Origin of the sequence: Sphingobacterium sp. UBA2610, assembly GCF_002339225.1 — a bacterium.
In the GTDB taxonomy this organism is placed as follows: Bacteria; Bacteroidota; Bacteroidia; order Sphingobacteriales; family Sphingobacteriaceae; genus Sphingobacterium; species Sphingobacterium multivorum.
In genome coordinates this window covers 92754-118521 of record NZ_DDKA01000011.1, presented here as the reverse complement: position 1 = coordinate 118521, position 25768 = coordinate 92754, and the positions used below count along the sequence as shown (strand labels likewise).

The 25768-nt window shown below is 40.8% G+C and carries 22 protein-coding genes, 1 other RNA gene and 1 pseudogene; 14 read left to right on the top strand and 10 right to left on the bottom strand.

Annotated features, from left to right (window positions below; translation table 11 throughout):
* Nucleotides 1-92: 92 nt before the first annotated feature.
* Nucleotides 93-1082, bottom strand: coding sequence for a cation diffusion facilitator family transporter (locus B4Z47_RS07995; protein ID WP_046672393.1), 990 nt, complete (start codon nucleotides 1080-1082; stop codon nucleotides 93-95).
* 266 nt (nucleotides 1083-1348) lie between these two features.
* Here B4Z47_RS07995 and B4Z47_RS07990 point away from each other — a divergent pair, with 266 nt between their 5' ends.
* The 3 genes from B4Z47_RS07990 (at nucleotide 1349) to ssrA (ending at nucleotide 5448) form a co-directional block, all read left to right on the top strand.
* Nucleotides 1349-2554: a pyridoxal phosphate-dependent aminotransferase gene (locus B4Z47_RS07990; RefSeq protein ID WP_236560274.1), complete on the top strand. Its 1206-nt coding sequence runs from the start codon at nucleotides 1349-1351 to the stop codon at nucleotides 2552-2554.
* Nucleotides 2555-2725: 171 nt separating this feature from the next.
* Nucleotides 2726-4756: a M3 family metallopeptidase gene (locus B4Z47_RS07985; protein WP_115046766.1), complete on the top strand. Its 2031-nt coding sequence runs from the start codon at nucleotides 2726-2728 to the stop codon at nucleotides 4754-4756.
* Between the two features lie 324 nt (nucleotides 4757-5080).
* Nucleotides 5081-5448, top strand: a transfer-messenger RNA (tmRNA) gene (gene ssrA, locus B4Z47_RS07980).
* Nucleotides 5449-5483: 35 nt separating this feature from the next.
* Here the strand turns inward: ssrA and B4Z47_RS07975 are convergent.
* Together B4Z47_RS07975 and B4Z47_RS07970 are read right to left on the bottom strand one after the other, a co-directional pair.
* Nucleotides 5484-6515: a glycoside hydrolase family 18 protein gene (locus B4Z47_RS07975; RefSeq protein WP_070565820.1), complete on the bottom strand. Its 1032-nt coding sequence runs from the start codon at nucleotides 6513-6515 to the stop codon at nucleotides 5484-5486.
* A gap of 86 nt (nucleotides 6516-6601) precedes the next feature.
* Nucleotides 6602-7795 (bottom strand): DUF5009 domain-containing protein, encoded by a 1194-nt coding sequence (locus tag B4Z47_RS07970; protein WP_070565818.1) that lies wholly within the window; start codon nucleotides 7793-7795, stop codon nucleotides 6602-6604.
* 565 nt (nucleotides 7796-8360) lie between these two features.
* Between B4Z47_RS07970 and B4Z47_RS07965 the strand changes: the two genes are divergently transcribed.
* Nucleotides 8361-8864 carry a GNAT family N-acetyltransferase gene (locus B4Z47_RS07965; RefSeq protein ID WP_070565816.1) on the top strand — a complete coding sequence of 168 codons (504 nt, stop codon included), beginning with the start codon at nucleotides 8361-8363 and terminating at the stop codon, nucleotides 8862-8864.
* 84 nt (nucleotides 8865-8948) lie between these two features.
* The gene (locus tag B4Z47_RS07960; protein WP_070565814.1) at nucleotides 8949-9392 is read left to right on the top strand and encodes a hypothetical protein; all 444 of its coding nucleotides are present in this window, start codon (nucleotides 8949-8951) and stop codon (nucleotides 9390-9392) included.
* Nucleotides 9393-9452: 60 nt separating this feature from the next.
* Here the strand turns inward: B4Z47_RS07960 and B4Z47_RS07955 are convergent, their stop codons facing one another.
* Nucleotides 9453-10271, bottom strand: a complete 819-nt coding sequence (locus B4Z47_RS07955) for a universal stress protein (RefSeq protein WP_070565812.1) — start codon at nucleotides 10269-10271, stop codon at nucleotides 9453-9455.
* 117 nt (nucleotides 10272-10388) lie between these two features.
* Nucleotides 10389-11276 (bottom strand): sugar phosphate isomerase/epimerase family protein, encoded by an 888-nt coding sequence (locus B4Z47_RS07950; RefSeq protein WP_070565810.1) that lies wholly within the window; start codon nucleotides 11274-11276, stop codon nucleotides 10389-10391.
* Between the two features lie 263 nt (nucleotides 11277-11539).
* On the opposite strand from B4Z47_RS07950, the gene B4Z47_RS07945 reads away from it, so the two are divergent.
* Complete coding sequence (locus B4Z47_RS07945; RefSeq protein WP_070565808.1) at nucleotides 11540-11722, top strand: hypothetical protein; 183 nt, start codon at nucleotides 11540-11542, stop codon at nucleotides 11720-11722.
* Nucleotides 11723-12161: 439 nt separating this feature from the next.
* Entirely contained in the window at nucleotides 12162-12650 is a 489-nt protein-coding gene (locus B4Z47_RS07940; protein WP_070565806.1) for a helix-turn-helix domain-containing protein, read from the top strand.
* Here B4Z47_RS07940 and B4Z47_RS07935 read toward each other — a convergent pair.
* Nucleotides 12647-13702 (bottom strand): fatty acid desaturase, encoded by a 1056-nt coding sequence (locus B4Z47_RS07935; protein WP_083295925.1) that lies wholly within the window; start codon nucleotides 13700-13702, stop codon nucleotides 12647-12649. The genes B4Z47_RS07940 and B4Z47_RS07935 overlap by 4 nt on opposite strands.
* A 279-nt stretch (nucleotides 13703-13981) precedes the next feature.
* Here B4Z47_RS07935 and B4Z47_RS07930 point away from each other — a divergent pair, with 279 nt between their 5' ends.
* Nucleotides 13982-14689, top strand: coding sequence for a DUF6266 family protein (locus B4Z47_RS07930; RefSeq protein ID WP_070565802.1), 708 nt, complete (start codon nucleotides 13982-13984; stop codon nucleotides 14687-14689).
* Between the two features lie 294 nt (nucleotides 14690-14983).
* Here B4Z47_RS07930 and B4Z47_RS07925 read toward each other — a convergent pair whose 3' ends face one another.
* From B4Z47_RS07925 to B4Z47_RS07915, 3 genes are read right to left on the bottom strand one after another with little or no spacing between them, the layout of a single operon-like run.
* Nucleotides 14984-15394 (bottom strand): hypothetical protein, encoded by a 411-nt coding sequence (locus tag B4Z47_RS07925; RefSeq protein ID WP_070565800.1) that lies wholly within the window; start codon nucleotides 15392-15394, stop codon nucleotides 14984-14986.
* Nucleotides 15395-15449: 55 nt separating this feature from the next.
* Nucleotides 15450-15611, bottom strand: a complete 162-nt coding sequence (locus tag B4Z47_RS07920; RefSeq protein WP_159333293.1) for a hypothetical protein — start codon at nucleotides 15609-15611, stop codon at nucleotides 15450-15452.
* Nucleotides 15612-15627: 16 nt separating this feature from the next.
* Complete coding sequence (locus tag B4Z47_RS07915) at nucleotides 15628-17490, bottom strand: vWA domain-containing protein (RefSeq protein ID WP_115049405.1); 1863 nt, start codon at nucleotides 17488-17490, stop codon at nucleotides 15628-15630.
* 80 nt (nucleotides 17491-17570) lie between these two features.
* On the opposite strand from B4Z47_RS07915, the gene B4Z47_RS07910 reads away from it, so the two are divergent.
* The 5 genes and pseudogenes from B4Z47_RS07910 to B4Z47_RS24705 all read left to right on the top strand — a co-directional run bounded on the left by B4Z47_RS07910 (nucleotide 17571) and on the right by B4Z47_RS24705 (nucleotide 23023).
* On the top strand, nucleotides 17571-18149 hold the full coding sequence (locus B4Z47_RS07910) for an RNA polymerase sigma factor (RefSeq protein WP_070565798.1): 579 nt from the start codon (nucleotides 17571-17573) through the stop codon (nucleotides 18147-18149).
* Nucleotides 18136-19407 carry a TonB family protein gene (locus B4Z47_RS07905; RefSeq protein ID WP_115046762.1) on the top strand — a complete coding sequence of 424 codons (1272 nt, stop codon included), beginning with the start codon at nucleotides 18136-18138 and terminating at the stop codon, nucleotides 19405-19407. The genes B4Z47_RS07910 and B4Z47_RS07905 overlap by 14 nt, the downstream gene beginning before the upstream one ends.
* 180 nt (nucleotides 19408-19587) lie before the next feature.
* On the top strand, nucleotides 19588-21558 hold the full coding sequence (locus tag B4Z47_RS07900) for a DUF3857 domain-containing protein (protein WP_286727133.1): 1971 nt from the start codon (nucleotides 19588-19590) through the stop codon (nucleotides 21556-21558).
* Nucleotides 21559-21949: 391 nt separating this feature from the next.
* Entirely contained in the window at nucleotides 21950-22501 is a 552-nt protein-coding gene (locus tag B4Z47_RS07895; RefSeq protein ID WP_112375548.1) for a dihydrofolate reductase family protein, read from the top strand.
* Nucleotides 22491-23023 (top strand): annotated as a pseudogene (locus B4Z47_RS24705) (MepB family protein). Before B4Z47_RS07895 ends, B4Z47_RS24705 begins: the two are co-directional and overlap by 11 nt.
* On the opposite strand, the gene B4Z47_RS07885 reads toward B4Z47_RS24705, so the two are convergent.
* Nucleotides 23020-24504 carry a PLP-dependent aminotransferase family protein gene (locus B4Z47_RS07885; protein WP_115046758.1) on the bottom strand — a complete coding sequence of 495 codons (1485 nt, stop codon included), beginning with the start codon at nucleotides 24502-24504 and terminating at the stop codon, nucleotides 23020-23022. The pseudogene B4Z47_RS24705 and the gene B4Z47_RS07885 overlap by 4 nt on opposite strands.
* A gap of 143 nt (nucleotides 24505-24647) precedes the next feature.
* Between B4Z47_RS07885 and bioB the strand changes: the two genes are divergently transcribed.
* A complete protein-coding gene (bioB, locus tag B4Z47_RS07880) occupies nucleotides 24648-25727 on the top strand; it encodes a biotin synthase BioB (protein ID WP_115046756.1) in 1080 nt (359 codons plus the stop codon).
* Nucleotides 25728-25768 lie beyond the last annotated feature (41 nt).

Sequence of the window (25768 nt, the reverse complement as noted above, 5' to 3'; positions counted from 1 at the left end):
ATTTATATAACCTAGCTTTTTTTTAGTTTACTATACATGAAGAAATCAGAGATACCGTATGCCTGTTAATTAGGAGAAAGAAACAGTATTCCCTATTCGGCAATAGCATATAAAAAATGTTTTTGATTCCGCGTAACATTTTCCGTATCCCAAGAAATTCTTACCCGAAATTGCTCCGTACGAATTGGGCAATTGTTGACCTGACAATACTGGCAGCACTGTGGAAGACAAGGATCCGCATGAACAAAAAATTCGGTTCGTACCGACATCTCCTTATTGACAATCTTATCCACAGCAGAAATTTCATCGTGCACCTGGGTAAGGTCAAGGTAACGGGGAAGTGTGAGATGGCAATCTACATGGAGTTCGTTCCCATAGCGCTGTACACGAAGATTATGGACATCAATCCATTCATCTTTCCGATTGCGCTCCAAGATTTCAACAACATCCTGCACGAGTGCTGTATCCGATTCATCCATCAATCCACCGATCGATTGGCGAAGTAGCTTATAACCATTGAAGAGAATAAAAAGCCCCAATACAATGGAGATGACTACATCGATCCACAGGAAACCGGTCAGTTTCATCAACAATAACCCCAGTATCAATCCGACCGTACTATAGGCATCGACCTGCAGATGTTTTCCATCTGCCACCAAGGTAATGGAGCCCAATGCACGCCCGCGCTTCATGATATAGAATCCGACAGCAAAATTTAGCACAGATGTAATACCAATCAGATAAATCCCTTGTTCGAGGTGTGTTAACGCTGCAGGAAAGAAAAGATTGTAACAAGCCTTGGCTAAGATAATGGCTCCAGCGATGAAAATAAGTCCACCTTCCAAAAACACCGAAAAGAACTCCACTTTACCATGCCCGTAAGGATGATTCTCATCCTTAGGCTGTGCCGAAAGATAAATACTATAAAATGCAAAACCCGAAGCAATCACATTAACAATACTCTCTGCCGCATCTGTAAAGATTGCACTGGAGTCCGTTAAGAAGTAGGCAAAAAACTTCACAATCATCAGACCTATTCCCGTAAAAAGCGATAATAAAACCAATCTTCTTTGTCTTGACATGATGCTTATCTTTTATATGAACCGTTTATGAGCAAATGATGAAATGAGGACTAGTCAACATTTTTGTGAGCGCAAAGGTAAAGATATAACGACAAATCAGAACGATTAGTTTTGAACATCCAACGTCGGGGATCAATTAAATAACTGTGCTAAATCGCTTCAATAGCCCTTTTGTTAAAAAAGCCCAATAAAAGAGCTACTTTTCTTTGTAAATTCTCAAAAATAAAGAAGATTATTTGCAACGTATGTAATATCTTTGTCTTACCATGAGCACATCATCATACTTATCAGACAGGATAAATAATTTGTCCGAATCGGCTACACTTAAAATGACCAAGTTGGGCCGCGAATTAGCAGCAAAAGGCGTTAATGTAATTAGTCTTAGCGTAGGTGAACCTGATTTCAACACCCCTGAGCATGTAAAGGATGCAGCGAAGAAAGCCCTAGATGAAAACTGGACGCGTTATTCGCCGGTACCGGGATACCCTGAATTGCGCCAGGCAATTGTAAACAAGTTGAAGACAGAAAACAATTTAGATTATGATATCTCTCAAATTGTTGTTTCTACAGGTGCAAAACAATCCCTGTCTAATGTAATTTTGACTTTGATCAACCCCGGTGATGAGGTAATTATCCCAACACCTTATTGGGTATCATACTCCGAAATGGTCGTTTTAGCAGAAGGAAAATCGGTATTTATCAATACAGAGATCGACAATAACTTTAAGATTACACCAGCACAATTGGAAGCGGCAATTACACCAAAAACCAAATTGTTCATGTTCTCTTCACCAAACAACCCTACTGGAACAGTTTACAGCAAAGATGAATTGGCTGCATTAGCTGAAGTTTTCGAAAAACATCCGCAGGTATTTATCCTATCCGATGAGATCTACGAACATATCAACTTTGTAGACAAACACGAATCCATCGCACAATTTGAAAGCATCAAAGATAGAGTGATCATCATCAATGGTTTTTCAAAAGCATTTGCAATGACGGGATGGCGTTTAGGTTATATCGCTGCTAACAAAACCATTGCCGCCGCAAATGATAAATTACAAGGACAGACAACCTCAGGTACCTGTTCAATTTCTCAACGTGCGGGTATCGTCGCTTATGAACAAGGATTAGAATCTGTCAACAAAATGAAAGAAGCTTTCGCTCGTCGTCGCCAATTGGTATACGATCTATTGAGTGAAATCCCAGGTGTAAGAACAAATCTACCAGAGGGTGCATTCTATTTCTTCCCTGAAATCTCTTCGTTCTTTGGTAAAAAAGACCAAGATGGTAATGTCATTAAAAACTCATCTGATTTGGCATTGTACTTATTGAATGTTGGTCACGTAGCCACTGTAGGTGGAGATTCATTCGGTAACGACAACTACATCCGTTTGTCCTATGCAGCTTCAGATGAAAGTTTGATCGAAGCTTTAAAAAGAATCAAGGAAGCATTAGGAAAACTAGCCTAGTCGCTTATCCCAATATAAAAAAAGAGCTCATAGGAGCTCTTTTTTTATGCAGTGCCAATTCCCCATACGTTTTCGACACAGCTTAAACGCCGATTCGGTCAAATATCATCTCAGCTCCATAATTTAAGTAGATGCTATCGCTTGAAATAAATATTTATTACATTTACTCCTATGAGTATTTTAACAGAGAAATTTAAAACGCAGCACGACACGGCTCCGTTTTCACAGATAAAAAACGAAGATTATATTCCCGCATTTGATGAAGCTATTCAGCAGACAAAAGATGAAGTCGATGCAATCGTCAACAATCCCGAAACGGCAACGTTCGACAATACGATCGCTGCGATGTCTTACTCAGGACAAACACTAGACCGCTTGTCCAACATCTTTTTCAATCTTCATTCCGCTGAAACCAACGCCGATCTTGAAAAAATCGCACAGGATGTAGCCCCAAAATTATCTGCTTTAGGAAATGATATCACCTTAAATTTCGATCTTTTCAAACGAGTTAAGGCTGTATACGATCAGAAAGATCAACTGACATTGACGGCAGAACAAACGACTCTATTGGAAAAATCCTATAAGGATTTTGTACGCAACGGAGCTCTTTTGAATGATGAACAAAAAGGAAAACTCCGCGAAATAGATGCCGAGCTATCGCTTTTAAAATTGAAATTCGGCGAGAACGTCCTCGCCGAAACCAATGCCTACCAGCTGTTGGTAACAGACGAAAAAGATCTTGCCGGACTTCCAGAGGGTGCCATAGAAGCTGCACATGCTCTGGCTAAAGCCAACGAAAAAGAAGGCTGGCTTTTTACCCTGGATTTTCCAAGCTACCTTCCTTTTGTCACGTATGCCGACAATCGGGAACTTCGCAAAGAAATTACCCTCGCGGCAGGCCGCAAAGGATTTCAAGATAACGAGCACAACAACGTGGACAATGTCCTTAAAATTGTAAAACTTCGCTTCGAACGGGCCAAATTATTAGGCTACGCTACCCATGCCGACTTTGTCCTTGCCGAACGTATGGCACAAGACCCAGGCAAAGTCAAGGAATTTCTAAACGACCTACTGGGAAAAGCGAAACCAGCAGCAGTAAAAGAATTTGCAGAATTATCCCAATTTGCAAAAAACTTACATGGCATAGACCAACTGGAAAAATGGGATGGCGCCTATTATGCCGAAAAGCTGAAACAAGAACGCTTTAATCTGGAGGATGAAAAGCTCAAACCTTATTTCAAACTCGAAAATGTCTTACAAGGCGCTTTCGAAGTAGCGCATCGTTTGTTTGGCATCAACTTCAAAGAAGTCGATACAATAGATACCTACCACGAAGAAGTACAAACATTTGAAGTCAGTAAAGACAATGGTGAATTAGTGGCTATCTTCTATGCCGATTTCTTCCCGCGTAAGGGCAAGAGAAATGGGGCATGGATGACCTCTTTCAAACCACAGTACATTCAAGATGGTAAACAAGAACGTCCTCATGTCTCTATTGTCTGCAATTTTACGCGTCCTACAGCGTCAAAACCTTCGCTGTTGACCTTTCAGGAAGTGACAACATTATTTCACGAATTCGGACACGCCCTACATGGTATGCTCGCTGACAGCACTTATCCTACACTATCCGGAACATCTGTGTATTGGGATTTTGTCGAGTTACCGAGTCAGGTGATGGAAAACTGGTGCTATGAAAAAGAAGCCCTTGAGCTATTTGCCAAACACTATGAAACTGGCGAAGTGATCCCGATGGAACTTGTCGAAAAGATCCGCGAAAGCGCGTCCTTTCTTGAGGGGATGGCGACTATGCGCCAATTGAGCTTTGGGCTATTGGATATGGGCTGGCATGGACAGGATCCAACTTCGATCTCGGATCTGAAAGCATTCGAAGACGAACAGTTTGCCTCAACAAAACTCTATCCCGATGTCAAGGAAAATGCCATGAGTACCGCTTTCTCCCATATTTTCAATGGCGGTTATTCTTCAGGCTATTACAGCTATAAATGGGCCGAAGTCCTGGATGCCGATGCATTTGACTACTTTAAACAAAACGGTATTTTCAATAAGGAAATCGCGACTAAATTCAAGGATAATATTCTTTCAAAAGGTGGAACCGAACATCCAATGGTGCTATACAAACGCTTCCGCGGACAGGAACCTTCGGTAGAACCCCTATTGAAAAGAGCTGGATTGATCAAATAACTGGATTGATTAAATTATAAAAAAGCTGGATGTAAAATCCAGCTTTTTTATTGGAAACATAGGTATACCAAGAACTTCCTTGCCTATAAAAGTCCCTGTGAAAATACCGAGCATTCAGCCGATCAAATAACTTTTATTTCGCACTGTATAATTGCAAGCAACATTAATATTTCACGAATTCCATAGGTTTTATTCTGGCCATACCTGATCCTAAGTAATTTTATAAAGCGTCATTTGTTTTCCATTCAAAACCAGGGCATTAAACAAGAATCGCGTATATCTTGCCCATTTAGCAAAAAAATAGTACCTTTGTAGGACATAATTGGGGTTGACCGGAATTGACAGGATGGAGACGGTTATGTAAGCATGTAGTGCGTTGTTAGTAGAGCACTTTAATCTGAACTTTCAGAATTATAACTGGCGAAGAAAACTACGCCTTAGCTGCTTAAGTTAGACTTAACATAGCTATTTGTCCCGTTAGATCCTGTTCTTTGGTTTAACATTCGGGGCATCGAACAATAGAACTGGCAAGTGTGATGTTGCTAAGCACTTGTGAGAAACAGCAACTACGGCGTACGGTATAGGTAGGCGACTCACCTTCCCTCGCCCGACAATTAAAGAGAAGCTAAACATGTAGAAAGCGTATACAGTACCATGACTGGACGAGAGTTCGAATCTCTCCAGCTCCACAAACAACAAAGCCGAACTTTAAGTTCGGCTTTGTTGTTTATTGCAGAATACCTTTGTTGACCGCATCCCGTAAGACACCACCTGCTGTATCTCCCGCGTATTCCCAATACATCGCACCGAGCAGCCCCGTCCTATGTACGTAATCGCATTTAAATGCAATCGACTCTGGCGTTTCATAGGTCAACACAAACTCCCCTTTATCGTTGACAAGATAATGTGCTTTCGCTTCATCGTCCCATTTCTGTTCAAAGTCCTGCAACGCAAGCAGATCTTTATAATCGATAAAACCTTTGACATCAGTTTTATTGCCCCGGCCATAGAATGGAATTCCCAGCACCAATTTTTCTACAGGCATACCGCCTTCGACATGCGCCTTTACAGCCTCCACACAGGTTGTACCACCCGACATAGCGGAACGATGCAAACTCGCATGATGGTACGGCGGGTGTCCCGAATCATAAGTCATGATATTCACAAAATCCACATCCTTCTCAATCTTGTCAAAAGCAATATACTTACCGCTCGCCACAGAAGCTAAAGTCAACAGTCTCTTCTTACCGATAGCCTTGCGAATATCGTGCATGAGCAAGGTGAAATTTTCCGTATCGGCTAAAGAAGACGAAATCCCGGCAGAAGAATTCGTTGGATATTCCCAGTCGATGTCAATACCATCAAGATTAAACTCCCGCACCACACGCAAGCAGTCTTTGGCAAACTTCTGCCGATTCATTTCATCAGCGGCCATTTCGCTAAACCGGCCGCTTCCCCAGCCGCCAACGGACAACAATACCTTTAGATGTGGATGTGCTTTCTTAAGATCCGTAATAGCTTTCAATCTAGATTCATTATCTATACGCAGGCCATCAAAGCTATCGCTGACATGTGCAAAGGCATAATTGATATGCGTCAGATAGGTCGGATCAGGCATCACTTTAGACCAGGAGGTGACATAGGCGATAACAACTTTTTTGTTTTTTGCTCGTGCACGACTTACACTAGGGTACAATAATAAAGTCAATAACAGAACAGTGAAGGTCTGGCTAAGTATTGATTTCAATTTAGATTCCATAATAGCTTTTTATTTTGTTTCAAGATGATATTGATTGTCCTAAAATATGATCGTTAAAGTATGCGCATTCGATGCTTATGGGCGACCTACAGTTTCAGATAAATAGGTAGCTTCTTCAGCAAGATCGCATACCACAACATCGCAAAAGCCCAAAGCAATGAACCGGCAATAGCTAAGCCCATATACTCCGATTGTTTATAGAAGAACAGGGGAAGATGAAAACCCCAGCAGATAAAGTAGATTAGATCGGGAGCAAGATAGGTCGTTAATGAGTTCTTTCCAGCCTCCTCAAAAACCCGCATACCCCGCTGGTAGCCTTTCACGTCTATGAAATAATAAAGCGGTATCAAAAGCAATACGCTAATCCCGCAACAAACCAATGCCCAACTCGGCGTACCATGGATTTTGGATAAAATAAACCAAAAACGCAAAACAAAACCCATAGCCAGCCAGATCGTGGCAAGGAGAAACAAGATACGCAACAAGATGCGCGGCGTTGCCGCATATCGTTTCATAAGCATTCCCACAAGTGTTCCGGCTAACACAATACAGGGTATATTACCGGATAATAGGACATGCAGATACCGTCCAATGCCAGAAAGTTCAATTTTTAATTCGGTGTGAGCCAAAATATTGAGCAGAAAAAATATCAGCCAGCCACATACAACAACGATTATCCTACCCCGACTCAACAAGAAAATAGAAGCCGCGGCAAAATATCCCCATCCAATCAGCCCTAAAATCCCCCACCATCCTACTTCCAGCCCCTTTCCATCAGAGGCTTTAAACATGTATACGAGATAAATAATACCCACTACACCAACAAGACGCATCCCCTTAAAAAAGAGCGGATAGGTAGAATCTTTCGGATAATGATTCCAAATCAGAAAAACGAATACATACAGCAGTCCCAACCACAACAAATGCGACATTCCCGTCAGCTGTGGATCAACTCGCGAACCATTCAATATCAATACCCCAATAAGCAATAAACTTAATGTTCTGATCAGCATATGAACAAAAATAACCGTTGTCGACGATCCTAACTTTTCCCGGGCTGCCACAGCATAAGGAACAGCCACTCCAACCATAAAAAGAAATCCCGGGAAAACCCAGTCCGCCAACCCCATTCCGTCCTCATCTGCTTCTGTATGAACCAACCATTTAGGCACAGCTGGAATAAACAGGTCATTAACAAATAACATCAGGAATAGCGTAAGACCACGCATAACATCCATTGAACGGATTCGGATTGTAGGTACAGCTTGCAATTCGTTCATAATTGATTCGTTGTGTTCAAAAAGTAGCTATCAGCGTAGCTGCTTAGCCCATCTCTTTCCTGGATCCTTCTTTGATAATTTTTTAGTGATTTTATGGCGACCGGAACCTGGTGAAAAATTCCCGCATAGAAAAATTCCTGTATAACGAAACGAAAAGACAGGCTATTTCGCTAAGATTTATCATCAGTAACGCTAATGAGATATCTTTGAATAATCTAAGATGAGAAAAAAATAACACTATATAGTGAAATATTTGTTCAAATTAGTGTAAATTTTACTCATAAAACACAGAAATCGTGTGCTTTACTGCAGTGATCCTTATAAACGACAACTTACAAGCCAGTCAACGCACAAAAAGAAATGTCATACATGCTCGAATTGTTACTTTTATGATCTGTATTGTATTGCATATAAAAAGCAATTTATCTAAGTTTGACAAAAACAAATTTACGATACAGCCGATCTACATGAAATTAATTCTTTTTATCTGCTTGTTCTTCGCAACACAAGCTATCTTCGGACAGAATATCAGCGTCGTCCAAACAACAAATAAACAGTACAAACCATGAATCAATTAAAATTTCGTGACGCCACGCAACAAGATTTACCACGCATCGTAGAAATATACAATTCTACCATAGCCTCTCGCATGGTCACAGCAGACACTAGTCCCGTATCTGTCGCCAGTAGACAAAAATGGTTTGACGAACACAACGCTTCGAAAAGACCCCTGTGGATGATAGAAGATGTAAATAGCCAGGTACTTGGCTGGGTAAGTTTTCAATCTTTCTATGGTCGTCCAGCTTATGATGCAACAGTAGAAATTAGTATCTATTTGGACGAACAGCAACGCGGCCGGGGCCTGGGTAAACAGATTCTCCAGTACTGCATTGATAAAGCCCCAGGTTTAGGCGTACATACCTTATTGGGATTTATCTTTGCACACAACTTGCCTAGTATCGCATTATTTGAAAAGATGGGTTTCAAGGAATGGGCCAACTTACCCAATATAGCAACCTTGGATCAGGAAGAACGTAGTCTAAAAATATTAGGTATACGAATTAAATAACAGCGTGACAATCTAATTACCCGTCATCAAAAATAAAATTGTTAAATTACAGTATTCATTAGATAAGATCTTTAATTCGGCAATATGAAACATTTTATCCAATTCTCCTTGATGCTGATTGCTTATGTATTCTTCTTTTCCAGCCCCCTGTTGGCACAAAATCCAGAGCGCACCAAAACTATCCCGATCACAAGTGATTCAGCATACAGCAAGATAATTCAAGTGCTTCAGGATAGCGGTTATTTTATTGCACAGCTCGATCGGCCTTCGGGATTTATTCAAACTAGTACGTATCTCGAAAACAATAATCTCCTAAGCAATAAAGAAGGAGAAAAATTAATTTTCAACTTCCTGATCAGCCCTTTACAAGCTAAAAGAGCAAAAATAGTTTTAAATATATTTTCAATAGAGAGGCGTAAAGGCGGGAGCTTTGATGCACCTAATTATTATGATGAAGATAAGGGGATCGTCCGGGACAATAAAGCCTACCAGCAAATTTGGGATAGGATACTCCCCCTATTTCAATAAGTACAATCAAGATAAAGCCCAGCTGATCTCAGTTCACCTGGGCTTTTATAATAAAAAAAATTAGATCGAGATGGTCAGTAAAGGAACATCCAGACCCGATGCCATCATCCGTGTTTTACTCCGGTGGGTCAATGAGCTCCAAAAACCGTACTTATAGGGGATCATGACCAGCAGATCCGTACTGCTCTCTTTTACTTCGTCCCGGATCGCTTTTACAACCTCATTGGAGGTTACATTTTTGTAGTAATAACTTACGATTCCCATCACATCGTTGATGGTTTCACGTGTTTCTTTTCCTTTTTCCTCATTCAGCTGCTCAACAGTTTTTCGAATATTGAGAACCTCCAGTACCGCACCAAATTCAGCGGCAAAATCCTTGACTTTTTCAAGAATTTCCTTTTGTACACCACGAACAATATCACAGGCAAAAAGAATATGCTCCAGACCCGTAAATTTTGCGCCCAGCGGAACGGAAAGGATAGGTATTTTTAACTTACTGATTGCTGCCGTGGTGGTATTCCCCAGCATGTCCTGATCAAAGGAACGTTTGGCCATTCCCATCACCAACAAATCCGCATTCGTCTCCTGGATGCATTTTGTCATCTGGTCATAAAACAAACCTGCCGCAAGATAAGGAATAGTCAAAACACCACTTTCGGCCGTAATCGCCTCGGCTTTACGTCGTAAAACCTTACTTTGATGTTCAAAAATCTTGAACATAGAATCGGGAGAAAGTCGAGCGTTCATTGCATGAATGGAAGGATTTTGAAGAGAAAATAAAACGAGCTCGTATTCTTTTCCTGCAAAAACTTCCATAATAAACTTTAAGGCATGTTCGGCCTCTTCAGCATAGTCTGTGGCAACAATAATCCGTTTCATATGGTCTAATTTAATTCAATAAAAAATCCCTTTTTATTACATTCAAGTTAACGAAAAATAATAAATCTATCAAACGGAGAATTGTCTCAACTGGGTCAATTTTCTCCCTATTTTTGGCTATTTTAAGTAGCTAGCCTTTACAAAAGATGCTTTTTTCAGATAATCGATACTTTGTTGTAAACCGGTATAAATATCGTTACGTGTTTCTTCCAGCTCAACAAAAATATATTGCAGGCCAGCAACTTTTGAATTGTTAAAAATTGCATCGAAACCGACCATACCACTTTGGCCAATTTCGCGGTGGTCCTTAATGTGCAAAGCCTTGAATCTGCCCGCATATTTATTGAAGTAATCAACCGGACTAACTTGCCCCATGACCGCCCAATAGACGTCCATCTCGAAGAATACATGTTCAGGATTTGTATGCTCTAACATATAATCGTACATCACTTTATCTTCCACTTTTCTAAACTCATGCGAGTGGTTGTGGTATCCGTAAATGATTCCTTGCTGACGGCATTTCGCACCCACAGCATCCAGGTAGCGACATTGCGTTTCCAGATCCTTAAGTGTTTTAGGTACATCCATCCAAGGCGTGACGATGTATTTCATTCCCGCTGCTTTGTGCGTAGCAATACATTCGTCCCACCATTTTAGGGATTCTGTAAAATCTCCAGAGCTTAACTCTTTCTCTGATAGCGTTTTCGTTGCATGTGATGAAATCACCTTCATTCCAGCTTTTTCAACTTTTGCCTTAAACTCTTGTGGGCTCAAGTTATATAATTTACCATCTTTGTATCCAGCAGCTTCCACTCCTGTATAACCCAATGCTGAGATCTTTTGCAGAATCTGGTCGAAATTGGCGTTTTTACCGATTTCTTCACGTACAGAATATAACTGTAGACCAATTTCCTTTTTTGCAGCTTTCTGTTGTGCAAATGTTGGACTAACAGCCAACATCATACATCCAGCTACCAATGTTCCGATAAGAGTTCTTCTTTTCATTTAGTGCTCAATTATTTATTACAGACTTCGTTTAACGCAAAATTATTTGTAAACGCAGGTTTACAGGTTGTTTAGGTTTGTCGCGTTAATTATAGCCGCAATGTATGCAAATACTCGAAAAAACACAATGCTTTACCGTTTTATTTATTCACGTCGCGTGCTCAGCGCTCCATAACATGCTTTTTTATAGGAATAAAAATATACCCAACTCAACGATTTACAATTTGCAACTGTTCTATTTACAATAACAAACAAGTTGAGTGATGGAAAATAAATATGAAACCCCCGAACATAGCGATCAAAAACAGGAAGAGAAACTACCTGATGTTGCCGTTGAGGAAAAAGATGATGAACCTGCCGGTCGAAATCTCAAACGTACACTTATTATTGCAGTATGTGTGTTGATTGTGTTTTATCTGATTTATTATTTTATGAGTGGACAATAACAGGCGAATAGCCGCAACCATGCAACTCACCACAGCTCCGGCGGAACTTGACGGATTCTTGGAAACCGAAGCCGGGCAAGTCGACTTTTGTCGTCATACACAATCTGGTAGAATCTGACCAAAATTTCGGTCATTGTGCCGACGTACTCGACAATTTACCACGGCTCCGGTGGAACTTGACGGATTCTTGGAAACCGAAGCCAGGTAAATTGACAATATCTGCTTAAATAATTTCGTTTTTCATTCGCCTGTGTGCTACTAGATAATAACTTTTTATATTGGTTTACACAGGACGGTGACGTAGGGTCTATTTACTAAACAAATCTCAGTACCGATTAAATCATCTGTTATAACAAATATAAAAGAAAAAATAATAAATACAAATTTTTAAACAAAATAATGAACTATATTTTGCGCAAATTGTCATTCAATTCGTTGTATGACGGATGAAGACAAAGCATTACTGGAAACAATTGGTTTACGCTTTCGCGCGAAACGAAATGATCTTTATTATTCACTACGGGATCTATCCCATCTAACAGGCATTTCAACAGGAACACTCAATGGTATAGAAAAGGGAAAAGACTTAACGCTCACAAACTTTTTAACTTTATGCCGCAGCCTGGAAATCCAACCGACGGTATTTTTTCAGCATGATATTGTTTTTAATTCGCCCTATTCCCTACCTCCTGATGCGCAGGAAAGAATCACGCTAAGCAAAAAACTGGATGACCTCGTCTATCATTCGGATTTTTTCCACGCAGCACGACGTGTTTCGGAAGTGTTGGTCCAATTGGGTATTGACAAGAGCCAAAGCAACAAATTCTCTGTTTATCTAACCAACTATTGTGAAGAGGGAGCCCTCGTCTATCAGCAGCATGGTAACTATAAAACCTATCGTAAAAAAAAGGTAAATAAAAAGGACTAAACTTCTTTGTTGGAAAGTTCACGAAAACGGTTTGCCCTTCTAAACGTTCCCAAATCATTAAAACGAACCCCATACTTGCGCAAAATTTCTTGTGCCTTCTTGCGCCCAATATGACGTACGTAAAATGTCTCATTGACGACAAAATGATGGATGCTATGTGTCCAACCGAAAAAGAAACAAAACAATTGCATCGGAAAAGTCCACCAAACTGTCAATACTTGCGTCTGCTCAATAACATTTCCAGCTTCAACATCACCAAAATAATGCATGTTTGATGTAATAAAATGCAAACAAAACTGACGTAATAAGTTTGGCAATAGAATAACATAAATGATCCCATGCAGACTTATCAACATGTTATTAACATAGTGTGGAAAACTCAAATCTAACTCAAAAACCTCACTTAACCAACCAAATAACAGGTCTGCAAAAAAGAAATATAAAATCACATGTGCAAAAATCGTCACTGGAACAATGCTCAAAAACATAATCCGTTTTAGTTTTGAAGAAGTCTCCAACTTTAGATTTCCATTTTTCACCTCGCTGTCCATATCGTTAAACATGCGATGCAGTCGAAAGAGCCCACCCAACACAACATCGGGAGTTGTTAACAGACGTTTGATCGACCACTGCTCGCCATTCGTAACACTGCGTTCCTCAACATCATGTAATGTACCCGAAAACTTATGATGATGATGATGCAAGGTCCTGCGTATCCAAGGATTTACCGTCAATGGACGTAATATCCATACACTAAAAAGCATAAAATGATGAATTGCCTTTTGTCTTTTAAAATAAAGCCAATGAATCAGATCATGCTCTATTTCATGCAACACGCCCATAAAAAACGCATTACTGACAATCATAAGCCAAGTTGGAACAACAGCGCGAAACCAAGCTATCGATACAACGACAATTGCCAGGATCGCCAGTGCGAATAGAGCCATTCCGATACTGTTCTGACTTTTTAAGATGGGATACATTCCTTTAAGCTGCTGGTAGGAAAGATTTATTTCCCTCCTAATCTGGCTCGACTTTTCCTGATGTGTCAAATTCGATGTGATTTAATTGGTAAAAATAAGTTTTTTTTTCGCAAACACCAATTTACCAACACCTCATCAATAAGCGATTTCACCCAAAAAAAATAATGCACTTAAAGGGATTTGGTAGGGACTTTATAGGGACCTTATAGGGACCTCATTCGGATGAAGCCGTCTTAACTACCTATTAACTCCCTATTACGTAACACCTTATTTACAATTATTTAATAGATTAAACTAAACTTATCTATTCGTTGTGTGTTAGTACCCCTACACATTTAATTTAATACTATGGCAAATGTAACACAGGGTGTAAATGGTCCTCCCTCGGGCAAAGTGGGGGCAGTTGTTTTTTGTAAATGGAAAGAGATCAATTATGTCAGGTCTCTTCCGAGGGTGAATAAAAAAAGAGCACTTTCTGAAAAGGAAGTGAACAACCGAAACAAATTTGGACTTATGCAACAATTCTTAAGTCCTTACACGAGAGTCATACGGCTCGGTTTTTCCCTCTACGCCAAAAATATGACAGCATTTAATGCGGCGATGTCCTATAACCTTCACCATGTCATGCAACAAGACGATGAAGGTTTTCATATCGATTATGAAAAGATTGCCATAAGCCGAGGTTTGGACGAAGAGATTACAGGGGCAACATTTCAATTGTTGAACGAAACTATCCATATCACTTGGGAACTAAAAAACACCGAAAAACTCTTGTACGAGGATCTGACAGATTTCCGAACCTTGGTACTCCTCATTCCTGAAAATCCAATAAACGCTTCACAAGGTGTTTTACTTCAAAATTACATTATGGATTTGCGAGAATCTATTCAAATACCGAAACTAACCCAAAGTGATACATATCATCTATATCTAGGTTTTGTTGCAGCTGACGGAACTAATCGGAGCATGAATAGCAGCTATCTCGGAAATATAAACCTAGAAAGAGGATTAAGTTCCTTCCGGGAATTAAATTCATCAACAGGAGAAATAAAATAATTCAAAAACAAACACACAACACACTTAATCACAATAAGATAACAACATTTTAACACCGAATTCATGTTAATATGCTTACTTCGTATAAGCGATATGATTTACAATCGATGGTTTCAACAGCCACATCAATTTCGGCCATGAAGCCAATCGTCTTTATATCTAGTAGGCATTTGGTTACCCCCTCAGCAATCCTCAACACATATCCATGTGCAAGTCCTACTACTTTCTCTATTCAGTTCGGCAAGCTCATACCTTGCCGAACATTCTATTACCCAACGGATCCCCGATTACGATTTAACTTCCAAAAGGATCTGTCTTTTTTTCGGTCTTTACGATTTTAACCAAATGCTCCAATGCATTTTTCAGACGCTTAGCATCTTCTTCCGTTTGGATCGCCCATAAAATTTCATCCGTGCTTGGCGAAGACTTAAATCGAATTTGATAACCGGATTTTACTCTTGCAATGACAAGTACATCTGATTTGGCAATATCACTTCTAAAATGCTGGCCACTGGAAAGAAAGACTGTTAACACCTTCCCATCTACCGTTACCGTGTCAATTTTCGTATCCTTATAACGGTAAGCTACCTTATATAGCTTATTAATATAAGCCATGGTCTGTTGTTTATTCAAGCTCGCATTTTGGGCTACTGATGGCACTGTAATACCAATAGCCAAAAGAAAGCACAAGAAAAAATTCTTCATTTATCTAACATTTTTTATTTCCATATACTATAACAACACATCGCTCAGATTGCACTTACTCACCAAATATCACATAGCGCAAATCAGCAGAAGCAAAATACGTTCCTTTTATTGATGAACTAAAAATATAGATTTTATTTACTTTTTTACTTATTGCCCCACAAACTAAACTTATTTCCAGTAGCCGCATTTCGATTGCTGCTACTGAAAAATTCATCTTTAGCCATTTTTAGTTATTCTTTCGATCTCGATAAATCCCGTGCATTCTCTGCCATACGGATAAATTCAGCACGATAACCTTCCTCATCTTTGCCTTTGGAAGCTTTTGCGCGCGCGATGAGCTGATCAAAACTGGCCTTTTGCTTAAAATCAGAATCACGAAGTAATAGACCAAGTTCCGCTACCGCAGTGGCGAACTGTAAATCTTCACTCACGCGATTCAATTCCGTAACAGTAGTTCCTATCACCTTTTGTTGCAACTTGCTTTTCTCCCCTTCGGGCTCCTTATACCGAAATTTCACGGTTGCCAGTTCAGCATTTCTCCGCTCAGCTACCGGATCCGCTTGTTGTTGATATTTTAAGGGGTCTACCGTTCCGACCATCCCAGACTCCACACCGACCGGTACAATTTCATATAGGGCTGTCACCACATGACCTACCCCCATATCACCACCCATCTTTTGATCGTCATTGAAATCTTCAGCTTCCAACAAGCGGTTTTCGTACCCCACTAAACGGTATGCCTGCACATAACTGGGATTAAATTCGACCTGGATCTTGACATCTTTCGCAACGGTAAACAAGGTTCCCCCGAATTCGGTCACCATCGCTTTTCGTGCTTCAGAAATGTTGTCGATATACGCATAATTCCCATGCCCTTTGTCTGCAAGGATTTCCATCTTACTGTCCTTCAGATTCCCCATGCCATACCCCAATACTGTGAGGAAAACCCCCGATTTACTTTCTTTGGCAATCAGCTCTTCCATCGATTCGTCACTGCTTTCCCCAACATTGAAATCGCCGTCACTAGCCAAAATAATCCGGTTGTTTCCACCTTTGATAAATTGTTGCTTCGCAATTTCGTAAGCCTTCTTAATTCCTGCAGCTCCAGCCGTACTTCCACCGGCTTCCAGCTCCTCAATAGCCGATTTAATTTTCATCTTTTCATCACCGGGCGTACTCTCCAGTTTTACCCCTGCCGATCCAGCATAGGTCACAATGGCAACATGGTCTACAGCACGTAGTTGATCAACCAACATCTTCAGCGAAGCTTTCACCAAAGGCAGACGCCCCGGTCCCATCATTGATCCCGACACATCGATCAAAAACACCAGATTGGAAGCTTTAAGATTCGCCGTCGGTATATCTTTCGCCTTTAATGTTATGCGCATGAGCTGATGTGTAGTATTCCAGGGTGCCTTGGTCAATTCGGTGACGATATTTACAGGTTCGCCATTCTTAGGTCCGGCCACTTGATACTGAAAGTAATTGATCATCTCTTCAACCCGTACCGCATCTTTTTCAGGTAGTGTTCCTGAATTGATAAAACGACGTACGTTACTATAGGAAGCGGCATCAACATCGGCCGCCAACGTTGATAAAGGTTCTTTTCGTGAATTGATAAACTTGTTTTCCTTTATTTTTTTATAAGATTCTTGGTTCTGATTAGGCACATAACCCGTCCCTCGAATATACAGACCCGATACTTGCCCTGACAAAGCTGCATTAACATTCATCACCGACGCCGTCTGACGCTTCGCCCTGCGCTCAGATCCGGTCACCACAACTTCATCCAGTGTGGTGTTTTGTTGCGCCAAGGCCACATCAATCGTTGTCCGATGGTTGACCGCTATCCGTTGCTCAAGATATCCGATATAACTAAAAATCAAGGTATTTTTACCGTCAAGGACTTGAATACGATAGTTTCCCTTATCGTCGGTCCGCACCAGCGCTTTTGTAGCAACATTGCTCACCTGTACGCCCGCAAGGGCAGTCCCTGTATTCGCATCGACAACCTTACCGCTGACCTCATATCCCTGATTGGCATGTCCACCTAAGGATAGCAACAAGCCTATTACAAAAAGTATTGCTCTCATATCTTTACATTTTTGCCAAGGGATGCCACAAATATTAAATTTCCATAAACCAGAAAAAAAAAATATTTTTAGCCAATAAAATGTTCGCATTCAAGTCGTCAAAAATAGATACAGCACAAGACCACGAGCTCTTGCTGCACTACCAGGAATCCATGGAGCTCCAGGTATTGGGGGATCTATACCAGCGACATACCGAGATGGTATACTATGTTTGTTTACGGTATCTCCAAGATTCCGAATTGAGCAAAGATGCTGTCATGAATATCTTTGAAGAATTAATATATAAAGTCAACAAGCAAGAAATCAAGGACTTCCCAAGATGGCTTTATGTACTAAGCAAGAACCATTGTTTGATGTATTTAAGGTCTCAAAAGAACAAATCTCAAATTTCTTTGGATGAATTTGTGAAATTTCCAGGAGACGTGCATCAGTATGAACAATATGATGAAAAAGAAGAACAGCTAACAGCCATGGAAGGCTGTCTGGAAAAGTTGCCAGACAAACAGCAGCAGTCGGTCAGACTCTTCTTCTTAGAGGAAAAATGTTACAAAGAGATTAGCGAATCTACCGGTTATAGCTTGAACGAAGTAAAGAGCTATATACAGAATGGGAAACGGAATTTAAAAAATTGCATGGAGGCTTGGAATGAGCAACAGTAATTACGACATAGCATACTTAAAGAAATACGTCAACGGCGAATTATCTCCTACGGAGATGTACGCGCTTGAACGTGAGGCACAGCGTGACCCCATGCTGGCCGATATTCTTATGGGTATGGAAATGGATCAGAATAAAACCGTACTTACAACAATCAACAACCAAATTGCACAACGTGTTCAGAAAAATAATACCGCTAAAATAAAGGTCTTTGATTGGAAGAGACTTGCCATCGCCGCAGCGGCAGTGATCGTATTGGGGATTGGTCTCCTCCTTTACCGTCGACAGGACAAAAATTCATCCGAAGCGAGGCGTACCGCCGAAGTAAGTATTACGCAGGAAAAACCCAAAACAAAGGTTACAGCAGCAGATTCTATCATTCCTTCAGATGATATTGCATCAAAAATAGGATCTCAAGATCATTTGCCACAATTAGCCGATAATAACCGAACGCGGCTTCATGAACAGCATCCACTCGAAGAGGTGACCGTTTTATCCCGGGAACCATCCCTGCGTGTAAAATCATTGGAAGAAATGAAGGAAGGTCTCAATAATGATCGCCCTGTATTTGGATTAAGGCCTGCAGACAGTACAATTGTTATCGGTTATGCACCAATGGCAAAGAAAAAAGATGCTTCCCAAACCATTATGATTCGTGGAACATCAAGTTTAAACAATACCCTTGCAGGCAGGGCTCCGGGTATTGCGATGCCACAACAACAAGGTACCCCGCTACAACTTACAATTCGGGACAAAGAGACAGGCTTACCTATTTCGGGAGTGACAATCATTCAACCCAATAGCAAGTTTGCGACAAATACCGACGCACAGGGACAAGCGACCATCCAACCCAGCACAATGGATTCACTCGTCGACATCATGGCTCTGGGCTACAATTCTGTCGCATTGAATATGCGTCGCAGCAAAAATACGACGATCAAACTGCAACCTTCCGGCGCCTCACTTGATGAAGTCGTCGTCACAACGATGTCTTCACGCAAATCAAAAAGTGCCGAACCTATCTGGGGCTGGAGATCGTTCAACAATTATATCAAGAAAAAAACAGCTAAAAGCCGCTATGAGGGCACTGTCCGTTTAAGCTTCTATATCGATAAAGATGGACTCCCAACAAATATCAGCGTTCTCCAAAGTGCAAATGATTACCTCGATGCCAAAGCCAAAGAGATTCTACTTTCGGGACCAAAATGGAAAGGGGAAGACTACCGCTATGTCACGTTAAGCTTCGAATTCACCTTGTAAGGATGCGATCTGAGCACATCCTATCTAATTACAACACAAGTTTATCTCGCTATCGGGACAAATAAGCAATCGCAATTGATCGATCCATTTATCTTTTCAACCAATTTAATTTATAAGGGTTTGGATTTAAAATTATTTCATACTTTAGTGTTATAATTCTTAACCATACAGTCATTTTTTATGAAAAGTTTTTTCACTGGCCTCCTCCTGCTTAGTGGTGTATACCTACAAGCGCAAGATTTTTCGTTCGGTAAAATAAAAAAGGAAGATTTTGCCATTACTGTTGACAAAATAGATACAGCAGCAAATGCCTTTGTCTTACGCGAATATGGATCAGCCGAAGTAAGTTATGATAAAAACAAAGGTCCGGTTGTTCAATTTTTCAGACACGTCCGCATTAAAATATTAAATAAGGAAGCTTATAATTACGCTAATTTCAGTATCCCTTTATATAAAAGCGGCAACGACCGGGAAGTCCTTATGGACATCAAGGGAGCGTCCTATCACCTCGTCGGAGATAAGGTTGTAGAAACAGAGATGACGAAAGCGAATATTTTTAACGAAAACGCCTCAGAAAACTATGCGGTAACGAAAGCGGCCATTCCGCAGGTCCAAGAAGGTACAATTATTGAATACCGCTACCGCACAGAATCGCCATTTATTTTTAACTTAAATGCCTGGGAATTTCAGGAAGATCTCCCAAAAATTTATAGCCAATACGTCACGCGTATTCCCGAAGTTTTTCATTACAAAGCCAATTTAAAGGGGGGATTAGCCGTCAGTGACCGGAAGGTAGAAAATTACAACACAGGCCTGGATTCTCAAGTTGGAGAAGTCTTAGGCAATAAAACCACCTATACCATGGAAAATATTCCGGCTTTCCATACCGAAGATTACATGACCTCTTCCAAAAATTTTAGGTCAATCATTTTCTTTGAGCTTGGTCGGTATAGCATTCCAATGGGACCGACAAAAGACTTTTCGCTCACGTGGGAAAATGTCAGAGATAAACTCGTACAGGACGAAAGTTTTGGTGGACATGTAAAGCGAAAAACGGCATTGAAAGAGTTCATTGAACCGGTATTGCAGGATTCAAAAGATGACCTGGAGAAAGCGGTACGACTGTATACCTACTTCCAGAAACAAATAAAATGGAATAACCGCCATTCGATCTACGCAAAAAATATCAAAGAAGCCATCGAAAAAAGAACAGGCAATAGCGCCGATATTAACCTTGGACTGGTCAATGCCTTACGTTATGCGAAACTAGATGCCATCCCTGTTATTTTATCGACACGTGAGAATGGCTATGCAGGGCTCTATGCACCAGCGATATCAGAGTTCAACCATGTCATTGCCCAGGTAAAAATAGGTGAAAACTACTACCTGCTGGATGCGACCTCTCCCTATGAGATGTTTGGAAATATCCCAATGAAATGTGTCAACTTTCAGGGAAGATCAATTCCCCTGGAAGGCGAATCTGACTGGGTAAAGCTCGAGGCAAATCTTGCATCTACTTACAGTAACTTCTTCTACGGTGAACTGTCGGAAGATGGTGCATTAAAAGGAAAATGGATTACCTCACGTAACGGTTACGGTGCTTCCAAAATGCGTGAACGCCTTCAAGGAAGTAATTCTGAAGAAGAATTCTACGAAAAAATAGATGAAGAAAACAATCGCATCAAAATCAATAGTTTTAAAGTATCGAATCGGGAATCCCTTGATAAACCGCTAACGGAGGAGTTTGAAATTGAGATTAAGAATTTTGCAACCCTGCAAAATGAGCAACTTCTATTCAATCCTTATATTGACACAAAAATGTCCAAGAATCCCTTCAACCTTACGGAGCGGAATTATCCGATCGACTTTGGTTCTTTAGTCCAAGAAGAGTGCTACATTGAAATCAAACTGCCAAAAGGCTATGCATATCCAACGGAAGGAAAGTTAAAAAACATCAGTATGGCTCTTCCTGAACGTGCGGCCCGATATATTTTCAAAATCAATAATACAACACCGGATGTTCTGATCATCGAATCTGCAACACAATTAAACAAACCCTTGTTTATGCCGGAAGAGTATTTTGATTTAAAAGAGTTTTTCAGTCGGATCATCCAGGCAGAAAAATTAGATGTTGTACTCAAAAAAATATAACGATATCACTTAACACAAACTTCATTTTATATTGACGATTAGCTTAAATAAGGGTGATAACTTTGAATATCAAAAAATAGTAAAATGATTAAAGATTCAGATTTATTCGAACTAGAGAATACCTTCCTTGGTGAAGGTTTCGAATTAGATGGTGATGATATTATCACCGATGAAGACTAGGTCTTCACTTTTTTAGCAAGTATTATTCCCCTTATATAATCTCAAAGCCCAGACATTCTTTGCTGGGCTTTTTCTTTGCTCCGTTGTTCGGCAATTTGGCCAAACCTTATTATTTCTCTATCTTTATGTCATCCTGACAATCCGCCGTTGAGCTAACCCAGCTTCTATTATTACGGGAACGCAAGTAATAGGTTTAAAGCAAATAACACACATGAGAAAAATAATATTGGATCTGGCCATGACCTTAGATGGCTTTATTGAAGGCTCACAGGGAGAGGTTGACTGGTGCATTATGGATGATGACATGGATTTCGATGGCTTTTTGGCTTCGGTCGATACCATCTTTTATGGCCGGGTGAGCTATGATGCCTGGGGTAATTTCCAACCGGGTGCTACGGCCGATGAAACGGAAATAAATCTTTGGAAAAATGTCCATGCGAAGAAAAAATATGTTTTTTCCAGTCAAGCAAGACAAGATGAAAACGCTACTTTCATCCAAACTGATATCACTGAACATGTTCAGGAAATAAAAGCACAGCCCGGAAAAGATATTTGGCTATATGGGGGAGCACGTCTAATCACAACATTCATCCAAGCCAACCTTGTTGACGTCTATCGCATTTCCGTTCACCCCATTGCCCTGGGAAGTGGCAAGCCTTTATTTGAAAACTTACCTGAACGACTATCTCTAAAACTTGTTCAAAGCGTCACATTCAAATCGGGTGTTGTTCAGTTAATCTATATCCCTCAACATGAATCTTAACCGTCAGGCAGCCCCACAGATCGCTGACCAGATGATTAGGAAAGTGCTAGATCAACTCGAAAGTATATTTATGCCCCATTGCTCGCACCTATCGGAAGATCAACCAGGTAGAGCCTATTATGGTTTTAATTTTCAACTGGGCAACAAAAACTTCAAATTTAGGAAGGCTAAGATAACACCAAGAAAAGTGGGGTTATTCATTGCTCTTTGGAAACGTGACAGCGATGGTCGACCATCCCCTTTACTGCAGATGATCCTTTCGATTATTACCTTATTTTAGTTGGGCAAGACCAGCATTGCGGCTTATTTGTTTTTCCAAAACAGGCGCTCATTGAACATGAAATCCTCACAGCAGGTTGTCAAGTGGGTAAACGCGGATTCCGAATTTATCCAAATTGGAGTACCCCAACCAACAAACAGGCTAACAAAAGCAAACAATGGCAGCACACATACTTTGTGGATTGCTGTGGGTCCCCTCAGGAAGGTAATAACAAATTGGCCCATATACTGCAAAGCAACTAGTCGATATTTCCGACCAAATCGGCATAAGCAGCATGCAACAAAGAAATTGCCGTCACCATACTTTGTTCGTCAAGATGGGCAAACCCCAACCGCAATGCTGTAACGGTTTTATTTTGATAAAGGCAATTACTCGGCAACAAGAGTCCTAGCAACCGCACTTTTTCTTGCAAGGCTGTCAGCGAAACAACCCGATTAAACTGTATCCAAAAAGCCAGTCCCGAGGACGGGATTTCAAACCGGATCTGATCTTCAAAATGCCGTAACAGCAATTGGGCAAACAATTCTTTTCGCTCAGCAATTGTTTTCTGAAATTTACGCTGATACCGAAAGATATCACCCTGGTGGATAATCTCACCCAATGTCTTCTCGATCATAAAATTCGGCTTTCCGAAGATGTTCAAATACTTTTTTCCCTCTTCCAGCAGATCCTGAGGTGCGATCAAAAAATTCATTTGGAAACCAGGATCAAAGAAACTACCGAAAGCGCCTGTATAAATCACGCGGTTACCGCCATTTTTCCGGAAAAGTGATTCACCTTTCTCCTTAAAAAAGGAAGACTCAAAATCTACATCATCCTCAATAATAATAAAGTTATACTGCTCGGCCAACTGTAACAGTTGAATTTTCCTTCGCTCGGAAAGGTTAACCGTCGTTGGATACTGACACCTGGTATTGAGGTAAACACACCTGATTTCTCCCGGTCTAAATTGATCTCCGATCTTATCTACAATCATCCCCTCCGCATCTACGGGAATGGTTTTTAGCTTGGCCCCAGCTTGACTAAAGATCATGTTAGGTAAAAAATAACTTAAATTTTCTACCAATACAATATCGTCGGGTCGGATCAATAATCGGGATAAAATTGAAAAAATCTGTTCCCGGCTGGCAATCGGCAACAAGAAATTCCGGGAAAGATGAAATCCTCTTGTTAAATTCAGATAATAGCTTAACTGATCCCTAAAAAACAAATTCCCTTCTGTCGTCGTCGGAAAATCATCACTTTTCTTTTTCCGTTTCACCATGGATGCATAAAAACGCACCAGTTCCTCCGCTCCAATGACATTATAATCAGGTGTTCCGTCCGTAAAATAGTACCTTTCGGGAACCTCTGAAATAGGCATATCCAATATGAGTTCCTTTCTAAAAAAATAAGGCGCAAAATCAGGGGGCTGTCTAAAGGCTTCAATCGCCGACCCGGAAGTACCGATAAGCTCGGGATTTTTCACAAAAGTCCCGCGATTAGGCAAAATTTTTACCCAGCCCTGTTCCTGCAATTCCGCTAAAGCGGCTACAATAGTTTTTCGGTGCACGCTCAGCTCTTCAGCAATCTTCCGGCTTCCGGGCAACAAATCCCCTTCTTCCAATAGATTTCGCTTGACGGCATGGATAAATTGATATACAATCTGTAGATAGACGGCATCTTCCTTACGGCGATCTATCTTAATAATGGAATTAAAACCTATACTAACCGGACTACTCATTATGTTTATTTCGGACTACCAAAGTTATCATTTAAACTATAATCTTTGCAATCATCATGAAAAAATAATCGCATTGAATTGCTAAATCCGAATGGTCATTAGGTAAAATAGATTTGATTTTAGCATAAAAACTTAGCATTAATATGGAAACAAAACCAAAATGGACGCAGGAAGAAGTTGTCGCTTTATACAACAAACCAATAATGGATCTGCTTTATGAAGCGGCATCGATACATCGGAAATATCACGACCCCAACAAAGTACAAGTATCCACATTGATATCCATAAAAACAGGTGGGTGCCCCGAAGACTGCGCCTATTGTCCCCAGGCCGCACGTTACCATACGCATGTAAAATCGGAAGGCTTAATGAGTGTAGAGCAGGTAAAAGAGCAGGCACTGGCAGCCAAAGCTGGAGGTAGTTCAAGGATCTGTATGGGGGCCGCCTGGCGCAATGTTAAAGATGGCCCTGAGTTTGACCATGTACTTGATATGGTCCGAACACTGAATAGACTTGACATGGAAGTCTGCTGCACGCTAGGAATGCTGACCGAAAACCAAGCACAACGCCTTTCAGAAGCTGGACTATACGCCTACAACCACAACCTCGATTCCTCTGCCGATTACTATAAGGAAATTATCTCGACCAGAAGCTATGACGATCGCCTTCAAACGATCGAAAATGTCCGTAAAACAAACATAACGGTATGTAGTGGTGGTATTATTGGGATGGGAGAAAGTATAGACGACCGTGCCGCGATGTTGATCACACTTGCTTCACTCATTCCACAACCCGAATCGGTACCGATCAATGCGCTCGTTCCTGTAAGCGGTACTCCAATGGAAGTCATGGAAACAGTTTCGATATGGGAAATGGTACGCATGGTGGCTACAGCCCGAATTTTATTGCCCACCACACAAGTTCGCCTTTCTGCAGGACGTACCAACATGAGTACAGAGGGGCAAGCGTTATGTTTTTTCGCGGGAGCCAATTCAATTTTCTCAGGCGACAAACTCCTCACCACGCCCAATCCCGACGTCAACCAAGATATGGACATGTTTAAAACGTTAGGTTTAGTAGCACAACAGCCTTTCGAGAAAAGAAATCAACCCGAAACCATCGCAACTGAGATGGCACATTACCATGATCTTGGTGAACGGCCAAAATGGTCAAGACCCGAACATAAAATCCAGCGCAACATCGCTAAGCAGCAAGACAAATAACAGCAGCAAAACAAATAACAGAACTAATTCGGCAGACCATC